Below are 17,350 nucleotides of genomic sequence, written 5' to 3' on the forward strand. Positions count from 1 at the left end.
GGGTTGGGGCCGTCGGCGGTGCGCGGACGGTCAGGGTCGGGTTCGGGTAGGTCCGGCGTTTAGCCGGGCAAGGTGACGGTGAGCGAGCGGGTCAGAAGCGGGTGGCATGCACGTCTATGTGACGCTGGGACAGCGCTTTAGTCATGCAGAGTTCAACCCGGTGCGGCTTCACGTCCGAAATGGGAGCGTTCCGCCATGTTGCGGCGGGCCTGCCGCAGGACGCTGCTGCCCGAGTTGTCTTGCGCCCGGCACAGGGCAACGCAGGCGGTCGTTAGTTGGTCGAGTTGAAACTTTGGATTGGGGTGCCGATTGGCCGGTGAGCGTTGCAGGTCGAGCAGCAGCTGGTATTGGCTTCGCCACATCGATTCGCGGCGGCGCGGTGTCTGGGGCGGGCGCAGTACCAATTCGGTACCCAGGAACTGGAAGATACGAACCGGCGCATCGTGGTGGGCGAAGACCAGGGAGACGCTGGCGCTGATGAGATCGGGGAAGCGGAAAGTTGGCGCCACATTGTCGTCACTACGCAGCAGGCGGTAGAGCCAGTCGTGTTCTTCGAGCCACAAGCGAGTCTCGATGACGTCCTGCAGTTCCGCATCTCTTGTGCGGACCCTAGCGTTGTCCTGTCGCAGCGTCTGCGTAGTGATGGTCATGGCGCTTACCTCAGTTCATTGGCGGCGTAGTGCGCTTGCGAGCGCATGACTGAAGAGTAGGCAGTCGTGGTCCTAGTGTCTCCCGAGAATGGCGTTATTAGGCGGGGGATTTCGGAATCAGATTACCCGGAATTCAATGTCGAGAGCTGCGCTAACCCGGGTGCCCTCGTCGTGCTCCGTGCCCACGGAAAATCACTTCCTGAAACGACTAGACTGATGATGGTCATCAAAACAATATACGTCAGTCGGAGAATTGATTATGATGGTGCGGACTGCCATTGAACCCTCATCCATGCCTTCTTCATCGCCTACGATTCATCTTGCGACGCTGAGCCAAGCGCAGCGCGAGCGACTGGCCTTTATTGAAGTGAAGGTCTATTTCTGTGGCGAGGTTCGGCGTGCCGATATCGAAAATCGGTTTGGAATTGCGCCGGCAGCTGCAACTCGTGACCTGACGACGTATCGGACTTTTGCGCCGCGCAATTTGAGTTACGACATGAGCGCCAAGTTGTATGCGCTCGGTGACCGCTTTAGCCCGCTATTCGAACTGTCAGCCGAGCGCGCGCTTGCCTGGCTCCGCCTAGGAATTGGGGATGGCGTCTATCAACCAGGAAAGGGATTTTTGCCCACAGATGGTGCTGGTTTGTTGGCTCCGCCACCCCTCGACAAACTCGCCTCGTTAGCGCGCGCTGTTCATCAAGGGCAAGCGACCCGTGTTTCCTATCTTTCCCTGTCGTCGGGATCTTCTCAGCGCGTGATTGTGCCGCTTGCGTTGGTCGATAACGGTACGCGCTGGCATGTGCGTGCTTATGACCGAAAGAATGCTCGCTTCGGGGACTTCGTGGTCAATCGGATTGGCAAGGTTCAGCCTTTGTCCGATCGTGTTGAGGAACATGAAACGCTTATCTCGGATATCCAATGGAATCGAATAGTCGAGCTGGAATTGCTCCCCCACCCTGGGATTGCGCACCCAGAGGCCGTTGTCGCCGACTATGGCATGGTTGACGGCGTACTTCGTGCCAAGGTTCGCGCTGCTGTTGCGGGATATGCGCTTCATCGATGGCAGGTTGACTGCTCGGCGGATCATTCCTTGCCAGCGAACTCTCATCATCTTTGGCTGCACAACACGCCAACGTTGTATGCGGTCGAGAGTGCCATTCTCGCGCCAGGCTACCACCGCGTTGTATGACAGCCATTTTGCCGCACTTCGAAGCTTCCAACGCGTCCACGCCAGAAGTGCTGACCACGGGCGATTCCATGAGGTCTCGGTATGAAGCATCTTGACCTTCTCAACGAGTTCAATACCTCGCTGGCTCAGCTCGCAGTTGAGATCGAAACGTCGTCTGCGATGCAGCTATATGACATTAACAAGGTTTCCGAGAACCTCGTTCTTGGGTTGATCCGCGAACTCTTTGGTTGGAACCAGTTGCGCAATCTGAATACTGACGAGAAGACCAATTTCCCAGGGATTGACCTTGCGGATGACAACGCAAGAGTCGCGATCCAGGTTACGTCCACTTCTGGGTTGGATAAGATCAAGAATTCGATCGAGACATTTCGATCATATCGACTCAATGAGCGGTACGACCGCTTGATTGTTTATGTGCTTACGCGCAAACAGGGGAGCTATTCACAAGCGGCCCTGAACCGCGCGACCGAGGGAGCCATCGATTTCATCGCTGACCGCGATGTGATGGATTATCGAGACCTTGCATCTCGGGCTGTGAACGCAAATCCAAGACAACTCCTCGCCGTGTTGGAAGTTCTTCGCAGCTACCAACGCGGCGGCGTCTCGAGTGGGCTTGCCGAGGCTGATTTCGATCCGCCGACCTCTGTGTTCGAAAAGGTGAATCTCAACCTCCTGGAAGTTTATTTCCCTTCGACGATTTATGTAGCCGATCTTCGTGCCGATGACGGGAAGCGGCAAGGAAAACGCCATAGAAACGAACGTAAGGTGGTCCGTGAGATTTTGACCAGCCTCAATCTTCGTGCCCCGTCCGATTACGAAGTCAATGCCAATCGGCTCATTACATTTCATGCACTCGATGACGAGCATGGGCCATTCGCGAAACTCATCGAAAGCGGCACGGTCACGCCGCTCGGTTCGAGGGAGTTCTACAGTATTGATGACGATCACGAGCGCATATTCAAATCGTTGCTAAGGTTCTCTCTGCAGCAGAAGCTCTTCAAGCACGGGGTGCATTGGAAGCATGAGGACGGCCTCTTTGTCTTTATGCCGCTCAAAGACAACGACCTGCTCCGTGAGGAAACCTGGGTAGGGCAGAAGACTTCAACTCGACGCGTATTCGAGAGGAAGCTGAACAAGAATGATCCGAACAAACTCTTCGTCTGCAAGCATTTTGCATTTGGCGCTGACTTTGTGCGTGCCGACGACGGTTGGTATATAGCACTTACCCCTGACTGGTTTTTTAGTTACGGCGATGACTTCCGTCGCTCCGCTTACGCCGATGAAAGTATCAGTTGGCTAAAGCGTAAGGAAGTCAACCGAACGGTATCGGACCACTTTAGATTTTTGACGTCGTGGCTAGGTGCACTGGACCAGGATGATCTCTTTTCGGTCACGGCAGGTCCTGCATCGACCATGACATTCGGTAACGCTGTGAGCTTTGGCAATCATCCTGCACTGGATGACGATGCTTGGCTTCCTTTGCGCGATCTGGTTGAGGACGAGGACACGTCCCCCATCAAGGGCCTTTTTGATACCCCATGAAGCTTGAACATATCAGCGAACCGCGACTGCAGTTCGCCAACGGTGAGCATGTCTGCCCGCGACGTGGTATGGACGCCTACGGCGTTTTTGACTTATCAATGGGAACACGGCGTACGGACGTGATCGTTGGTGGGGTTGGAACGACTAACTGCAGCGAGGCCTTGGGGAAGTGGATCGAACGCTGCGCCAGTCCGATTGCTGCTCCAGAGGATGCGCGACAGCCCAACTTGCGTGTGCCATTCTGCGGATTCAATCCTGAGAGTGGGTACGGTGCCAGATTCGTGTTCGGACAAGATCTTGTCCGATCAATCAGGAAAGGCGATATCGACGATGTGCTCACAATTACGGACTGGCGTCAGCGCGTATTGAAGGCTATCGAGATTTACTACGAGCACATTAAATTCTTGGCGCAGAATCGGCCCGTAGATGTGATCGTATGTGTTATTCCGGAAATTCTCTTCAAGAAAATCGCAATTGAGGAACGCGCGCCGTTGGAGGAGAGTCTGGAGGCGAGCGTCGAGGTTCCCTCGGAACTGAATTTCCGGCGTGCGCTAAAGGCGAAAGCCATGCATCTCGGTAAGCCGCTTCAATTGATCCGCGCAGTATCGCTGGAAAGCAATAAGAAGGGTCAGCAGGATGATGCAACGAAAGCATGGAATTTCAGTACCGCTCTGTATTACAAGGCGGGCCCGCGGGTGCCATGGAAACTCAAGGCTGATGATGCACGACCTTCTTCATGCGCTGTCGGAATCGCGTTTTACAGGAGTAGAGACCGCCAAGTCCTGAATACAAGCTTGGCTCAAATATTCGATGAGTTGGGCAACGGGTTGATCCTTAGGGGGACGCCCGTGGATATGAAGAGGGATGACCGTGTGCCACATCTTTCTGTCGATCAGGCCTATGATCTTCTCACGGCAGCGCTGAACGAGTACCGAGTAGCATTGCGGACGTATCCGGCGCGGGTGGTGATTCATAAATCGTCCAACTTCTCGCCCGGGGAAATTGATGGACTCACCAGTGCCGCGCGTGATTTGCGGATCGATACGGTGGATTTCGTCACCATTCTTGACTCTACGCTGCGCTTGTTCCGCGAAGGAAATTACCCGCCATTCAGGGGAACGCTCGTCGGGATCGATGACCATCGCCACTTGCTCTATACCCGGGGTTCTGTGTGGTACTACCGGACCTACACAGGTCTCTACATTCCTCAGCCGATTGAGTTGCGAATTGTGCGATCCGAAGAGTCTCCCGCGTTTCTCGCACGCGAGATACTGGGGTTGACCAAGATGAACTGGAACAACACCCAGTTTGACGGCAAATATCCTGTGACCCTGGGGTGCGCCCGCAAGGTTGGCGAGATCATGAAGTACCTGGAAGAATCCGATAGCCCGCAGATTCGCTACGGTTTCTATATGTAATGTCTGGGGTATCCATTTAACCGGAGTTGTGCCGTCTCCACGACCGGTTCTGCCGAGGGCGCTCCACGCTTGGAGGACAGCCCATTGTAATGTAATCGAATCCGCTCATAGATCGACTTGGCCGCTATCCCCGACGATGAAAACACCCCAGCGCCCGCCCGGCCAGCACGCCGACCACTAATGGGACGAACGGCATCAGCAGCGGATGCAGCATCGCCGGCAGCACGAAGCCGATGACCGCCGCGCAGAGGATCACGATCCCCAGGCTGGCATACAGCGCGAACATTTCCGGATCGTGCTGAAGGAATTCCTTGGCCTTGATGAGCCGCGCGAAGCCGCCGTCGACGACGGCGGCTAAGACGAATACCGCCAACCAGGGCAGCCATTCGAGCAACGTGGACAGCCGATAACTGGCGAGCAGGAGCAGCGCGTCGACGGCACGGAAGTAGGTGTTATTGAAAAGGCGCTGGTTGACCGAGGACATCTCCCGGGACACCGCGCCGTTCACGCCCGCTGGCGAAGGCGCATCCTTCGCGGCAGGAATTGGCGTGACCTGGGCCGTCGAACCTTGCATGCGCATCGCCCGATCCAGCATGCGGGTGGCGGGCTCGGCGCCCCAGTAGGCGGTGGCCGCCTCATGCTCGGCGCGTAGCTGCGCGAGGAAGCGCTCCGGGGGATGGGCCGACGGCACGTACAGCACCAGGACCAGCAGGACAAGCAACGACAACACGGCGACGGCGCGGATCATGCGGTCGCCTTTCCGGGGGCGCGGCGCGCAACCGCATCGGGATCGAGGATCGGAAACCGACCCTTGATGATTTGGCCGCCCGACACCGAGGCGAAGTACTGGAGGTTGGGCAACTTGCCCAGCACATCGGCCGGCACCATCTCCTCGAAGCTCTCGGTGAGTTGGGTGGAATAGCTCGATGAGAAGTCGCCCAGGTGGGCATCCGATCCGTGGCTCAGGCCCACACGCACCGTATGGATCGCCGTCTTGCCGAAGGTCTCGACCACGAAGTCCTGGGTCGGCCGGTCCTTGGTGCGCAGCGCGATCAGGTTGTTGAGGTTGCCCAGCGCCATGCGCGCCGCGTCCTCGCTACCCAGCCGCCTGGACAGGTCGGCCAGGGTCTGCATGGCGCAGGTGGTGAAGATGCCGCCCTCGGCGCCCTTGTTGAGGATCTCGATCAGCGGCTGGTTGATGACGTTCGAGACCTCGTCGACGAACAGCGCGATGCGCCGGTAGCCGCCCAGGTTGTAGCGCATGCCGGCGCGCGCTGCCTGATCGGCCAGCGCCAGGGCGCCGATGGCCGAGGCGACGGACGGATCGGGCAGGGAATCCAGGCACATGTAGAGCACGTGGCCGGCGCGTTCGATCTTCTCGAAGTTCATGATGGGCCGTCTGTCGTCCGCATCGAAGGGATCGGGCGAGAGGCTGCGGCCCAGGTCGCCAGAAGTCAGCATCGACAGGATGGGCAGCAGGTTGGCGGTGATCTTCTGGTAGTGCTCGCGATTGTGGCGGAAGGTGCGCACCTGGGCATCGATCACCTTGTTGCGCTGGTTCTGGGCGATGTGGTGCTCGTAGTAGGCGACGAAGGCCATCAGGTCGGCGCTGGCCGCCTCCGACGGTCGCTTCAGGTTGCCGCGATGGGCATCGTGCAGCAGCTTCTTCATGTCTGGCAGTTCGCGCCAGCCGACGCCCAGGGTCTGATCGTAGTAGCGGCGCAGCGAGTTCTCCAGCACCGGCTCGATGCCGCCCTCAATGTACTTGGTCAGTTTCATCAGGTTCGGCCGCTCCTCGATTTCGACCAGGCCCTGCACCACGACGTTGACGGCATCCCAGCCGAAGGCCGAGAAGGCGCCAGCCGTGTCCGGCGGCATGATGGACTGGATACGCGAGGCGATCTCGGTAGGCTTCTGCCAGTTGAAGGTGAAATCCAGCCGTACCCCCCGCTCCGGAAAGGCCGGGTGGAATTCCATGAAGGTGTCCGGCTCGCGGTAGTCGGCGCAGGCGCGCTCCACGACCCGCTTCAGGCGCCGGCTGTTCTTCGGGTCGATGACGATCACCACGTCGCCGCGCCGGATCGCCTGGGTGATCAGGTTGGCGAGTGCCACTCCCTTGCCGGACTGGGTGGTGCCCACCAGCAACGTACCGCCCTCGAAGTTCTGCAGCGGCCGGTGCAACGGGCCTTCCTTCGGCTCGACGCCATGAATATAGGGCAGACCGATCTCGGCGTCCGGCTGGGGTTTGCTGTCGTAGCCCAAAAGTTGCAGCAGGCGCGGCGATACGGCGAACTCCCGGTAGTCGACCTTGGACAGTTCGTAGAGCCGTTGCGAATGCACGGGCTGCCATTCGAAGCCGAAGCCCAGGAACACTAAGTCCGGATCCTGGCACCACCGAGCCAGGTCGTCGGTACCGACGACCTCGATGCCGCGCCCGCCCAGCGACGCCCGCAAGACCAGCATGCGCAGGGCCTGGGTCACCCGCAACACGCCCATTGCGAAGCAGACGAGCGCCAGCGGTAGCACCAATTGCCGGGGCAGAGTGCCGACTACGCCTACCCCAGGAAATAGAGCAGCGCCAGCCACCAGGCGATGCCGGCATAGACCTCGTAGGCGCGGCGCCATGGCATCTCGTAGCGGCGTACCAGCATCTCAGCTTCCCTCCGCCGGTGGTGCGGCAAAGCCCGCCAGATCGAGTCCGCTCACGCAGCGCGGATCGAGCACGATGCCGACGGTGGGGTTGCCGTTGAATTCACGCGACAGCGTCGGCGGGCCATTGCGGTTGGTTTTCACCAACAGGTTCGCCTCGGTGAGGGCACGCATGGCCAGGGATGGCTGGACGCCGCGCCGGCCGAATTCCTCCAGCGGTACGAATACTCCCTGGGCGACGGTGCAGACAGTGGGCGGACCCAGGCCATCGTTGAGCGTGCGAACGGCCTCGGCCAGGGCGTCGCGCACGACCGGGTTCAGACGCATCGGGGCTTGCAAGACGAATGTCGCCGCAGGCGGTGTTGTCGCCGGTTCCAGCGAGAGTGATCCGGGTGTTTCCTCGACCGGCGTCACGCGGACGTCACTCTCGGCGGGCGGCTCGGACGGCGGAATGAGCGACAACTGGGTGCCGCTCTTCAGGGGCGCCAGCGGTGGCACGGGAGCAGGGGTCTGCGGAGCAACTGGCGCAGACGCCGGTGTCGGCTTGAATTCCAGTGCCTGGTGCAAGGCGACGGGTGGCGGTTCGATTCCCGTGATGAGAATGGCCGGGGCCGAGAGTTTGACGGCTTCCAGGGGGGATTTGGCGCCAGGCGGCTGGATGGACCAGGTCGCGCGGCCCGCCGCTGCCGCTTCGAACACGCCAGCGGCCAGCAGCAGTTCCAGCATGGTCTCGGGCGCCTTGGGGATGCCGGCCAGTTGGTCGGCTTCGAGTAGTTGGTGCACATCCTCGGCGGCGCCGGGCCAGACCAGGAACAGACCATCCTGTCCGAACCACAGGCGCGACTTCTCGCGGTTGGCTATCCAGGCCGAGTTGCCGCTGGTGAGCCGCCGCAGGGCGTCGACCAGGTAGCGCTCCAGGTGCGAGCCGTATTGCGGTGAGCCGTAGCGGTCGGCGCTGGCGACCAGGTTGCGGTCGATGACCAGCGCCAGCGAGCGGCGGACCAGTTCGTCGAGGATGTTGTGGTCGCGATAGACCGGAATGCCGCCGATGCTGGCCAGCAAATGCGGCACGATGACTGCGTTGCCCTCGGACAGGTCGGCCATCACCGCGGGCGGCACCACATGGGGCAGGGCGAACAGGCCCAGGCCGCGCGCCTCGACGGCTTGGGGCCGCCAGCGCAGGAAATAGCGCTCGCTGCCCCGGGTCGCCAGCCAGTCGGCCAGCGGCCGCAGGAAGGCCGGCCACGCCTCGCCGGCCGCATCGGTGACGATGATATGGCTCATCAGCCGGTGCAATTCGCAACACAGCCCAGCGATGAAGGTTGCATGGCGCCAGCGCGGTTCCAGTTGGCGGCGTGCCGAGATGCTCATCCGCCCCGAAAAAATGTGTGCATCGGTGCCTTGCAGGCTGAAGAAAGCGGTCTCCAGGCCGAGCCGCAAGAGGCCGCCCGGCTTGCTGAAGTAGTTGTCGGCGGTCGCCGGCAGCAGATGCACGCAGGCGGCGTAGCGGCGCACCAGCATTAGGACATCGCGCTCGAAGCTGTCCCGGTCGATGCCGTAACACAGCTTGATGCGTGCGATCAGGTCAGCTTCGCCCGCCAGCAGATCCTCGACCGGCACGGCGGCGAACCCTGGGTCGGAGGCGGGGTAGGAAGAGTCAGGTGTTGGCGTGGCGGGCATGGCGGTACGGCGATGCCGGAAAGAATGCGAAGTAGGCATTCTTCGGCCGGCTATCTTGCTTGTCGCGCTGAAACGGGATCTATTCAGAGGGGCTATCGCCTTCGGCCTCGGGGCTGAGTTTGTGAAAGAGCGCGAGCATGCCCAGTTGGCGCTCGGTCTTGTCGAGGGCGTGGCGAGCCGGGTAAGACGCTTGGATGCGATGGTCCAGGTGAAAGCGTTCCAGCAGCTTGCAGAAGGGGCAAGGTTCACCGCGGTGCGTTACGGTGCCGACCGCGGCAATGAACTCGCAGCCACACCCGGGGCAGGTCAGCACGGACAGCGTCGGTGCGCTGGCCAGCCAGATGCCATCGATATAGGAGACGAGGTTGAAGGCCCGGTCCAGGCTGATGCGGTAAGGCGGGACCGTGGCGGCCTGGTAGGCGCGGTAGGCGAAGACCAGGGCTTCGCCGGCCGCGAGTCCCTGGTTGCGCAACTGGCGGTACCTGGCGCCAATGAGGCAGGCGTCGGTCCGCAGGATGAGGTTGGCGCCGTGGTACCACTCGGGCGAGTCGGGGGCGTCCGCGCGGGATGGTATGGGCATCGGGGAAGAAGAGACTCTGCACTTGGCGCGGCGGGATGCCGGTGATGAGGTGGATCGTCTTCAGCCGTGCGCCAAGCGCCACCAACTGCTTCGCCAGTTGCATGGCGCGCAGATGCCGGTCGCCGCGGGTCGGCATGGGTCGTGGTTCCTACCGCCGACTTTCCATCGGCATGGGGGAATGAACGAGTGCCATCGGACCCGCCAATGCTCGCGGCGTGCTCAGCAACGTCACCAGGTCGGCGCGCGGTGGGAACAGGGTCGTGTCGCCGACGTGGATGACCAAGGACCACAACTCGTCGAGGCTCAGTTCGCGAAGACGGTTGGCTTGCGCCGTATTGAGTCCGTACCTGCAACAGGTCGAGGCGGGGTCATGCTGCAGACCGGAGCGAATGACGACCAGCACGTTCAGGTTGATCCATTCGACATCGGTAAGTGTCACGCGACTCATGGTCCTGTACTCCGGTTGGCTCTGGAGCGGCTGGTGCCTCGGCATCGATGGTGGAAAGCCTCATGAGCGATCCGGTGCGATGGCCCGGTCAGAGCGAGGAGTCAGCATATTTTTTGTTGACATTAAATAGCAATAGCATTTTATGAAAAACGTGGGCGCGGCTCTTCTTGCCACACGCAAGCTCCGTTTGAAGCCATCGCTTGACGAATAGTGCCGCCGCCGTGTGGACGGTTAGATGCGTTTGGCATTGCACTGTGGACGGAGGAGAAATTGACTTCGACAAGCGGGCCAAGAGCGACGATGAAGCCAAAGCGGCTACTCAGCGCGAAGGCCGGCCTACTGCGCCGGTGGATGGTGCGCTGCCACTCGATCTAATGCTGGGGCAGCGCGCCGTCGGTATTATGGTATTGAATGGCTGAAGGCCGGGCCGGGGCGGATACCCCGGCCGGCTTTCAGCGATTTACTGGATCAGGCCGCTTCCACCAAGCCTTTCCACTCATGGGCCGGCAAGTCGATCAGCCGGCCGCCCAGTGCTTCGAACTCCGTCGCGCGGTCGTAGTCCTCGACTTCCTGGCTGTAATGCGTCACCGCATTGACCAGCCCATAGCCCGACAACTGACCTTCGGTGATCAGCTGGCGCAGCACACCGGCGCGCTCGCTGTCGTTCAGGGCGTAGCGCTGAGCCAGCACCTCGACCGTCTTCACTGGGTCGCCCACCAGCGGGATATTGAGCGTCTTCTGCATCTTCTGCGCCGTCTGGCGGAAGGTCGCTTCCGACACCGCCGCCTGCACTACGTCGCGCACCTTGAGGAAGAAGGCTTTGTCGTCGGCGCGCAAGGTGTCGTCCTGGTATCACCTGGATGCGATCATCCTCGGTGCCCAGCGCGCGCCCCACGTGAGTCTTGCGCAGCGACCGGTCGGCAGCGATCAAGCCATTGCTGCACACCAGCCGGAACAGCAGCGGCTGTACCGACAGCGTGCCCAGGCCGACCTCCGAGTTCGAGATCACCACCCCGGCCTGCACCACATCGCCGGGCGCCATCTCGTACTTCAGGCGTGGCGTGATGCATTTCAGGTACATCTTCGTCTCGGTCAGTTCGACCGACTCGAAGCGTACCTCGGGCAGTTGCTGCAGGATGGGCAGCACACTCTCGGCCAGGTCGAAGTTGTCCAGGCGGCGGTAGCGATCCGACAACACGGCGCGCACCTGACCGTCCAGGGTGCGCAGCATGCGCCGCTCGTCCTCCCTCTGCAAGCCAGGTGTTCACATTGCGGTCGAGCAGGGCCGGCTGGTCTTCGCGCATGCGCTCGAAATAGGGCATACGGGATTTTCAGCTTGTCCGCCAACTGGCGGCGCGCCAGCGGGGTGACACCGTAGTGTACCGGGCTGCCGCCTTCCTCGATGACGAGTCGCGTGCCCCCCAGATCGTCGGTAGCATGACGCACCAGCGTAGACGGCAGGACCAAGTCCTTCTTCGAATGCAGCTGGCGCTCCAGTTCCTGGGCCAGGCTAACGAGCGAACGTCCGTTTTTCATAGCAATCTCCTTCTTGGTAAATTTCGGAAAAGAAAGGGGGACGGCATCACCCCTCCGGGGAAGCGCATCCCCGCCAGGGTCGATGACGGACCGGCGGTTGCAGGTCCAGAAATGGCGCGAGAAATCGCGCCGGAACTCCAGGGCTGTCTTTGCGGTGCCGTGGGGCGCCGCCTGGTGTGACAACTACCAGTGGGGCAAACAAAGGGCCTTTTCACCGTCACCGCCTGATGCAGTGCCGCTGAAAAGGTGGGTGCAGCCAACCGGCCGCACCCCTCATCAAACATTCATGCCGCAAGCGGCGCCTGGGCTTCCAGGCGTTGGCGCCAAACATCGGCCCAATCGGTGCCGGCATGCTTGGGCAGGAACACCCGCACCTGCCGCCGACCGCTATTTTTCTCTTCCCGCTTCAGTCGGCGCGCCAGGGCAAACGCAAAGGCCTGGCCGGCAAAGTCGCCATCGGCGTCGTTGTCGGCATAGATGCGAACCTTACGCACCGAATCCGGCAGCCACAGCTTCTCCAGGTTGCCGGCGTTGAGCCCAGCCCAGACCGGTTTGCCAGTCGCCAGATGCAAGGCGAGGCCGGTCTCGATACCTTCGCTGATCGCCAGTTCCTCGGTCGCATCGAACAAGCGGACCGCGGCGCCGTTGATCCCGGCCGAGAGCACCTTCTTCGCATCGAGCGCCGCGAGCTTGCCGCCGTCCGCAGATAGGTCCGGTGCAGCGTCACGGCGTGGCCGTCGGCACCCTGAATGCAGGCGAGCATCGCCGGGTACTCGGCCACCTTGCGTGACTTGCCGGCGGCTTCCTTCTGGTAATAGCCGAGGGCAGGGTGGAAGCGCAGCACCTTCGGGTAGACCGGCAGGGCGAGACCCCGTCCGCTCAAGTAGCGATCGACTTCGTCGCCCACCGTTACCGCTTTGCCTCGTTCCAGATGCGCTGGGCCAGCTTCTTCATGCGCTCGGCCGAAGGCTCGCAGCTTCGGGACGGTGCCGTCACCGGCATCATCCCCAGGCAGCGCTCGACGTCACGCAGCGCGGTGTTGAAGTCCACGCCCATGACGGCTTGCAGCAACTGGAAGCCGCCACCCGGGCCGCATTGGCGGCAGTGGTAGTTTCCTCGCCGAACTTGTCGGTATCTGGAACCGATCCGTGCCACCGCACAACGGGCAAGGCAGGTTGCGTCGCTTGAGGATGCGTTCATCCACGCCCAGGCAGGCCAGGATCTCCGTCCACCGGCCATGGGCACGCTGTGACCGCTTCGATGCGGGCCGCGTACTCACGATCCTGCATGGCAAGCTCCCGTGTTGGCTGAACCCGCTTCGGCGACCAGGGCCACCGAATGGCCGGGCGCGGCACCCACCCCACGGTGACCTGAAAGGCCTTGCCGTGCAGCAGGGGATACCTGCCCAGCCGCAATTCCTGCAACAGCGAGTCCAGAGTATGCACCGGATCGACCGAACGCAGGCGACGGATGAGGTCCGCCAGCGCGTCGCGGTCCGCGTCCAGGTCCGGAAGCGAGGAACTGGTCGTTTTCGTCGATGAAGGACGATGCCTGCCGCACCGCTTCGCCGGAGTCTCGCCGGCCGGGATGTACCAACACATCCCCGTGGCAGACGCCCGCGTCGGTGATCACGGCCACGTCCATGGCGGTGCGCAGGATGACGCTCTCGCACAGGATCACCGTCGGCCACACCCAGCGTCCTTCCAACTGGACGCGGATCTGTTCCGACACCGCTTCGACCCGCACCGTTTCCTGATCCAGGAAACGTACGTAGCGCCATGCCCAGTGCTCGAACTCAGGCCGATCCAGTCGAAGACCAGATAGCCCTTGGCCCGGGCCAACATCCAGCGCGTCGCGTTGTCGTCGCCCAACCAGTCGAGCGACACCAGTGTCACCACGCCGCTCTCGACGGCTTGCCGGGTGGGCGCCGGCAACTTGCCGGACATAGCTGCGGTCATCGTCCTGGATCGGATAGTCGACGATCTCGTCGAACAATTCGGCGGGCAGCACGTCGAGGTCGTTCAGTAGATCCACATGACCCCAGGCGCGCATCGTCGCGTAATAGATTGCGACGAAACGCTCGGGCGAAAGCTGGGCCTTGGCGACCTCCAGCGTTTGGCGCCAGCAGGCCTTCAACTCGGTATCGATCCGCTTTCTTTGTACGTCCTCGACGATCAACATCGCGATCCGGCAGGCGCGCCATGAACTGGCGTGAATCCAGGTGCACGACATTGACCTCGTCGAACGGGCAGTAGTTGGGCTTCATGACGCAGAAGCCCTGCAGGAAGACCATCGTGTCGTGGCTGTGCTGACCGTCCCGCGTACCGGCGAGGTGGACCGCGCCCATCGGGCTGGCCATAGTCGCCAGGTTCGCGGCGGCAAAGCGCCGCGAGAGCGGCTTGCCGTTGAACAGCACCTCCACCGGAAAACCCAGACACAAGGTCTCGATGCGATTGCCCAGGTCGGGCAGGTCAACGCCGTGAAGCTCGATCCGGGTGCCGGCAACGGCTTCGGTCATGGATTCCACATTGATGGACGCCTTGGCCAGTGCCGCCGCGGTGTCGATATCGACCTGCTGATGCTTTGAGGCGACGATACAGCGCGTGGCGGCATACAGGCACTTCGAGAAGCCCACCCCGAAGGGCGCTCCTCGGCACTGGTGGCCGCATCCCAGCCCGACTCGTGGAAGCTCAAGAGCTTCTGAAAGTCGTCGAGGCCTCGGCCATCGTCTTCCACCCGCAGTATCCGCGAGGTGGCGTCGTAATGGATCTCGATGCGCATCGCTCCGGCACGGCGGGCGTTCTGCAACAACTCGGAGACGAGCGTAAAGCGGTCGGTGAAGGCATAGCGCTGGTTGCGCAGCGCTCCTTCCTCGTTGATTTGAACCTGTATCTGCATGATCATGCTCCATGAGTGCGGGCGGCACCCAGCCCCGGCGGGACAGGCCCGCCAAGGGGGAAGGACGACCGGTCAGCCGAGACGGCGGATCGGCGGGGTAAACAACTGGCCGGCGGCCAGGGCCTCCATCAGGCTGTGCCTGAGGAACTCCCGGGGCAGCAGGTGCTGGGCGCTCAGGACCCGGCCCCCGGCATCGAGCCGCTCGACCTTCGGGCCGATCGGATGCCAATGCACTCGGTAGGCCAGCCAGTCGGCGCCGGCGATGACGAAGGTACGGCCGGCCCGGCCGGTGAGGACTTCGCTTTCTTGACGAGGAACTCGATGTCTTCCGGCGCCTGGACGGTCAGCAGGACTAGGGCGTCGTGCGTGATGCGCGTTTGCGTGTGCATGGCGGCCTCCTCACAGCACGCGCGATGTGCAGCGCTGCCCGTCTTCGGGTGCGCCTGCATCCGTGCGGCGGGTAGATGGATCGAAGGGCAGATCGTTGATCTGCGCCAGGGCTTCGCGGTCGGCTGGCGTCGTCATCAGACGGTTGGCGTGATGCCGTTCGCCGATGATCTGTTCAGCCCTACCGCATCTTCTCAGTCAGGCGTCCGACGATGCCGTGAAGCGGCGAAGATCGCCAGCAGGCACAGGACATCCTTGAAAGTGATCGTGATGACTCCTTGAAAGGGGAGGGCCTTCGCGTTGGCGACCAGCCCGAAAAATGGGGAGACGGCATCAGGTGAACAGGTCGCCCTGCAATGCCATCCGCTTGATTTGCTCGTTGATCCACTGGGGGTTCTTGGCGAGTCGGGCCTCGACCCATGCGGGGTTATGGACGACGGCGTCGAACACCCAGTCAGGGTAGCCGCTCGAGCGTGGCGTCGAGCCAGGCCTTCAGGCTGTGGCGGATGCGGTCGCGCACTTCCTCCGCGTCGACCAGACCGCAGTAAGCGATCGGCGACAGCGGACTGCAGCCGACGACACGCAAGCAACTCACGAAGAACGGCAGGCCGTCCTTCTCGCGCTCGCTGAACACCCAGCGCAGGGTGTCGAACTTTTCTGCCAGGGGCGTCGCCGGGTCGGCCAGTTGGCTGACTTCCTGCAGCAGTCATAATGCAGGAAGACGATGTCTTCCTCGCTCCATTCGACGGGCGCATCTCGCCGTCGAGCAAAGCGCCAGGGCGGCGCAATCGGGGATCGCCGCCGGACGGTGGCGCCGGTGGCCGCGAAAGAGGAAGAATCGGCGGCAAAACTGGGCCCACAGGAGTGGGACGGAAAACTCAGGGGGATACGCTCGGATTCAGCATCGTTGGCTCAGGAAAAATGGAGGCAACGCGCACCTGACTGGGGCATATGCCCCGTGGGGGTGAAAGAAATGGCCGACCCGCTACGGGCGGAACGGCGCTATGGGAAGAAGCTCAGGGCTGGCTTGAACGGGCGGTGGGAACCGCCGTGATCGGTGTGCCAGCTACCGATCCGAGGAAGGCTTTCGGGGAGGGCGCTTACGAAACCGTTGGAAGCGCTTCGCCCTGCCTCAACTTGCCTCGATGGCATGGGAGGCGCGACTAGCAGGCACCCATATCGGTGCCGGCAAGATCAGCGCCACGCGGCACCGGTGGAGCCGATGGCATACGCGACAGACGAGACTCCAAGGCTTGCCTTGTTAGAATGCAGGGCCAGCTGCTGCATGGACGTCAGGTAGTGGTGCCGGATGGCCAGGTCAATCCCAAGCCGGCCCGATCGGGCCCCGATGCGTAAAAAGCCCCCTCGGGTGACGGCCATTTCCGGTAGCAGATCATGTGCCGGCACAGGATGATCGGCCCGAAACGCGGTATTTCGAGGAGCACGGCATGTCGAGATCCAGATCGTCAGGTAGACCACGGGGGCCGTCAACATTCCGCATTCTTGCCGGGAGGTCCAGGCCGACTGCCGACGCGTCGAGGCGGCCAGCCTGAAAGATGCCGACGCGATTCACCAGCGCCGAGGGGCAAGCGCTTCTACGCGCGCCTGTTCAACACGCTGCAACTCTGCCCGCTTCATCTCGGTGATCGCTCGCACGCGGCTCGACCACGAGGACGTCGCCAGGTCGAGAGGCCATTCGAGCCCAGATGGACGCCGTGACCGAAACCTCAACAAACCATCGACGGTGCGAAGGCGCTATTCAAGATCGATGGCATTACCGCTTGGCGACCTACGACACCGTGCCGCTGGATATGGACCGTCCATGTCTGTCGTCCATCGGTCGACGCTTCCTGGAGGTGCTGGGTAAAACTCGACCAGTTGATGCCGTTATTGCGGCCCTGGAAATTCACGAGGTGATTACCACCCAGACCGTCGACATACGGCGCGCGGTCTCAAACGGAAGGTGCGCGATGTCGCTAATGGCGCGCGGAACTTTGCGATGGGGTTGCGGCGGCGGATGAATGCCCTGGACGCGCACGACGTCGAAGAGCCGCAGCAGGACAAAGCGGCAAGAAGGCGGAAGCCGTGGAGCACACCGGATGCGCAGACGAACCCGGTCCGGAACGCGACGCGGCGGTCGATCAAACGGAGGCCGACGCCAGCGCGCGTTGCCGGAAGCATGGAACTACCGTATCTGCGGGTGGCGATTAGCGTCGATGGCTGCTGCGTGGAAGGGAACTTCCACGATAGCGTAATATTCCGGTAAAGAAGAAACCACCAACCGTTCCATTCACCGCTACTTCCCATGGTGGTTCCGATTGCAATCCACCAGGTGCAACCCGCCACAACTGAATGCGCAGGTAGGCCAACTGC

9 protein-coding genes and 7 pseudogenes are annotated in these 17,350 nt (G+C 61.9%); 5 read left to right on the forward strand and 11 right to left on the reverse strand.

The features are described 5' to 3' along the window. Positions 1–152 precede the first annotated feature (152 nt). Positions 153–650, reverse strand: coding sequence for a hypothetical protein (locus IPJ12_20250; GenBank protein MBK7649423.1), 498 nt, complete (start codon positions 648–650; stop codon positions 153–155). Positions 651–942: 292 nt separating this feature from the next. On the opposite strand from IPJ12_20250, the gene IPJ12_20255 reads away from it, so the two are divergent. The 3 genes from IPJ12_20255 to IPJ12_20265 all read left to right on the forward strand — a co-directional run bounded on the left by IPJ12_20255 (position 943) and on the right by IPJ12_20265 (position 4,799). Then, on the forward strand, positions 943–1,839 hold the full coding sequence (locus IPJ12_20255) for a WYL domain-containing protein (protein MBK7649424.1): 897 nt from the start codon (positions 943–945) through the stop codon (positions 1,837–1,839). 81 nt (positions 1,840–1,920) lie between these two features. Then, positions 1,921–3,381 (forward strand): SMEK domain-containing protein, encoded by a 1,461-nt coding sequence (locus IPJ12_20260; protein MBK7649425.1) that lies wholly within the window; start codon positions 1,921–1,923, stop codon positions 3,379–3,381. Next, positions 3,378–4,799, forward strand: a complete 1,422-nt coding sequence (locus tag IPJ12_20265; GenBank protein MBK7649426.1) for a hypothetical protein — start codon at positions 3,378–3,380, stop codon at positions 4,797–4,799. Before IPJ12_20260 ends, IPJ12_20265 begins: the two co-directional genes overlap by 4 nt. A gap of 124 nt (positions 4,800–4,923) precedes the next feature. Here the strand turns inward: IPJ12_20265 and IPJ12_20270 are convergent, their stop codons facing one another. The 5 genes and pseudogenes from IPJ12_20270 to IPJ12_20290 all read right to left on the reverse strand — a co-directional run bounded on the left by IPJ12_20270 (position 4,924) and on the right by IPJ12_20290 (position 10,156). Beyond that, positions 4,924–5,547: a DUF4400 domain-containing protein gene (locus IPJ12_20270; GenBank protein MBK7649427.1), complete on the reverse strand. Its 624-nt coding sequence runs from the start codon at positions 5,545–5,547 to the stop codon at positions 4,924–4,926. Next, a pseudogene (traD, locus tag IPJ12_20275) lies at positions 5,544–7,450 on the reverse strand (conjugative transfer system coupling protein TraD). Before traD ends, IPJ12_20270 begins: the two are co-directional and overlap by 4 nt. A 1-nt stretch (position 7,451) precedes the next feature. After that, positions 7,452–9,167 carry a TraI domain-containing protein gene (locus IPJ12_20280; GenBank protein MBK7649428.1) on the reverse strand — a complete coding sequence of 572 codons (1,716 nt, stop codon included), beginning with the start codon at positions 9,165–9,167 and terminating at the stop codon, positions 7,452–7,454. A gap of 40 nt (positions 9,168–9,207) precedes the next feature. After that, positions 9,208–9,844 (reverse strand): annotated as a pseudogene (locus IPJ12_20285) (hypothetical protein). Positions 9,845–9,856: 12 nt separating this feature from the next. Next, positions 9,857–10,156, reverse strand: coding sequence for a hypothetical protein (locus tag IPJ12_20290; GenBank protein ID MBK7649429.1), 300 nt, complete (start codon positions 10,154–10,156; stop codon positions 9,857–9,859). 254 nt (positions 10,157–10,410) lie between these two features. Between IPJ12_20290 and IPJ12_20295 the strand changes: the two genes are divergently transcribed. Then, positions 10,411–10,575: a hypothetical protein gene (locus tag IPJ12_20295; protein MBK7649430.1), complete on the forward strand. Its 165-nt coding sequence runs from the start codon at positions 10,411–10,413 to the stop codon at positions 10,573–10,575. A 49-nt stretch (positions 10,576–10,624) separates the two neighbouring features. On the opposite strand, the pseudogene IPJ12_20300 reads toward IPJ12_20295, so the two are convergent. The 5 pseudogenes from IPJ12_20300 to IPJ12_20320 all read right to left on the reverse strand — a co-directional run bounded on the left by IPJ12_20300 (position 10,625) and on the right by IPJ12_20320 (position 15,882). Next, a pseudogene (locus tag IPJ12_20300) lies at positions 10,625–11,692 on the reverse strand (DUF932 domain-containing protein). A gap of 284 nt (positions 11,693–11,976) precedes the next feature. Next, positions 11,977–12,981: pseudogene (locus tag IPJ12_20305) on the reverse strand (toprim domain-containing protein). After that, positions 12,968–14,590: pseudogene (locus tag IPJ12_20310) on the reverse strand (ATP-binding protein). The pseudogenes IPJ12_20305 and IPJ12_20310 overlap by 14 nt, the downstream one beginning before the upstream one ends. A gap of 72 nt (positions 14,591–14,662) precedes the next feature. Next, positions 14,663–14,979: pseudogene (locus tag IPJ12_20315) on the reverse strand (hypothetical protein). Between the two features lie 331 nt (positions 14,980–15,310). Further along, positions 15,311–15,882, reverse strand: a pseudogene (locus tag IPJ12_20320) (hypothetical protein). An 801-nt stretch (positions 15,883–16,683) separates the two neighbouring features. Between IPJ12_20320 and IPJ12_20325 the strand changes: the two are divergent. Next, entirely contained in the window at positions 16,684–16,998 is a 315-nt protein-coding gene (locus IPJ12_20325; protein MBK7649431.1) for a hypothetical protein, read from the forward strand. Positions 16,999–17,350: the final 352 nt, after the last annotated feature.

Source organism: Betaproteobacteria bacterium, assembly GCA_016709965.1.
In the GTDB taxonomy this organism is placed as follows: domain Bacteria; phylum Pseudomonadota; class Gammaproteobacteria; order Burkholderiales; family Rhodocyclaceae; genus Azonexus; species Azonexus amarohabitans.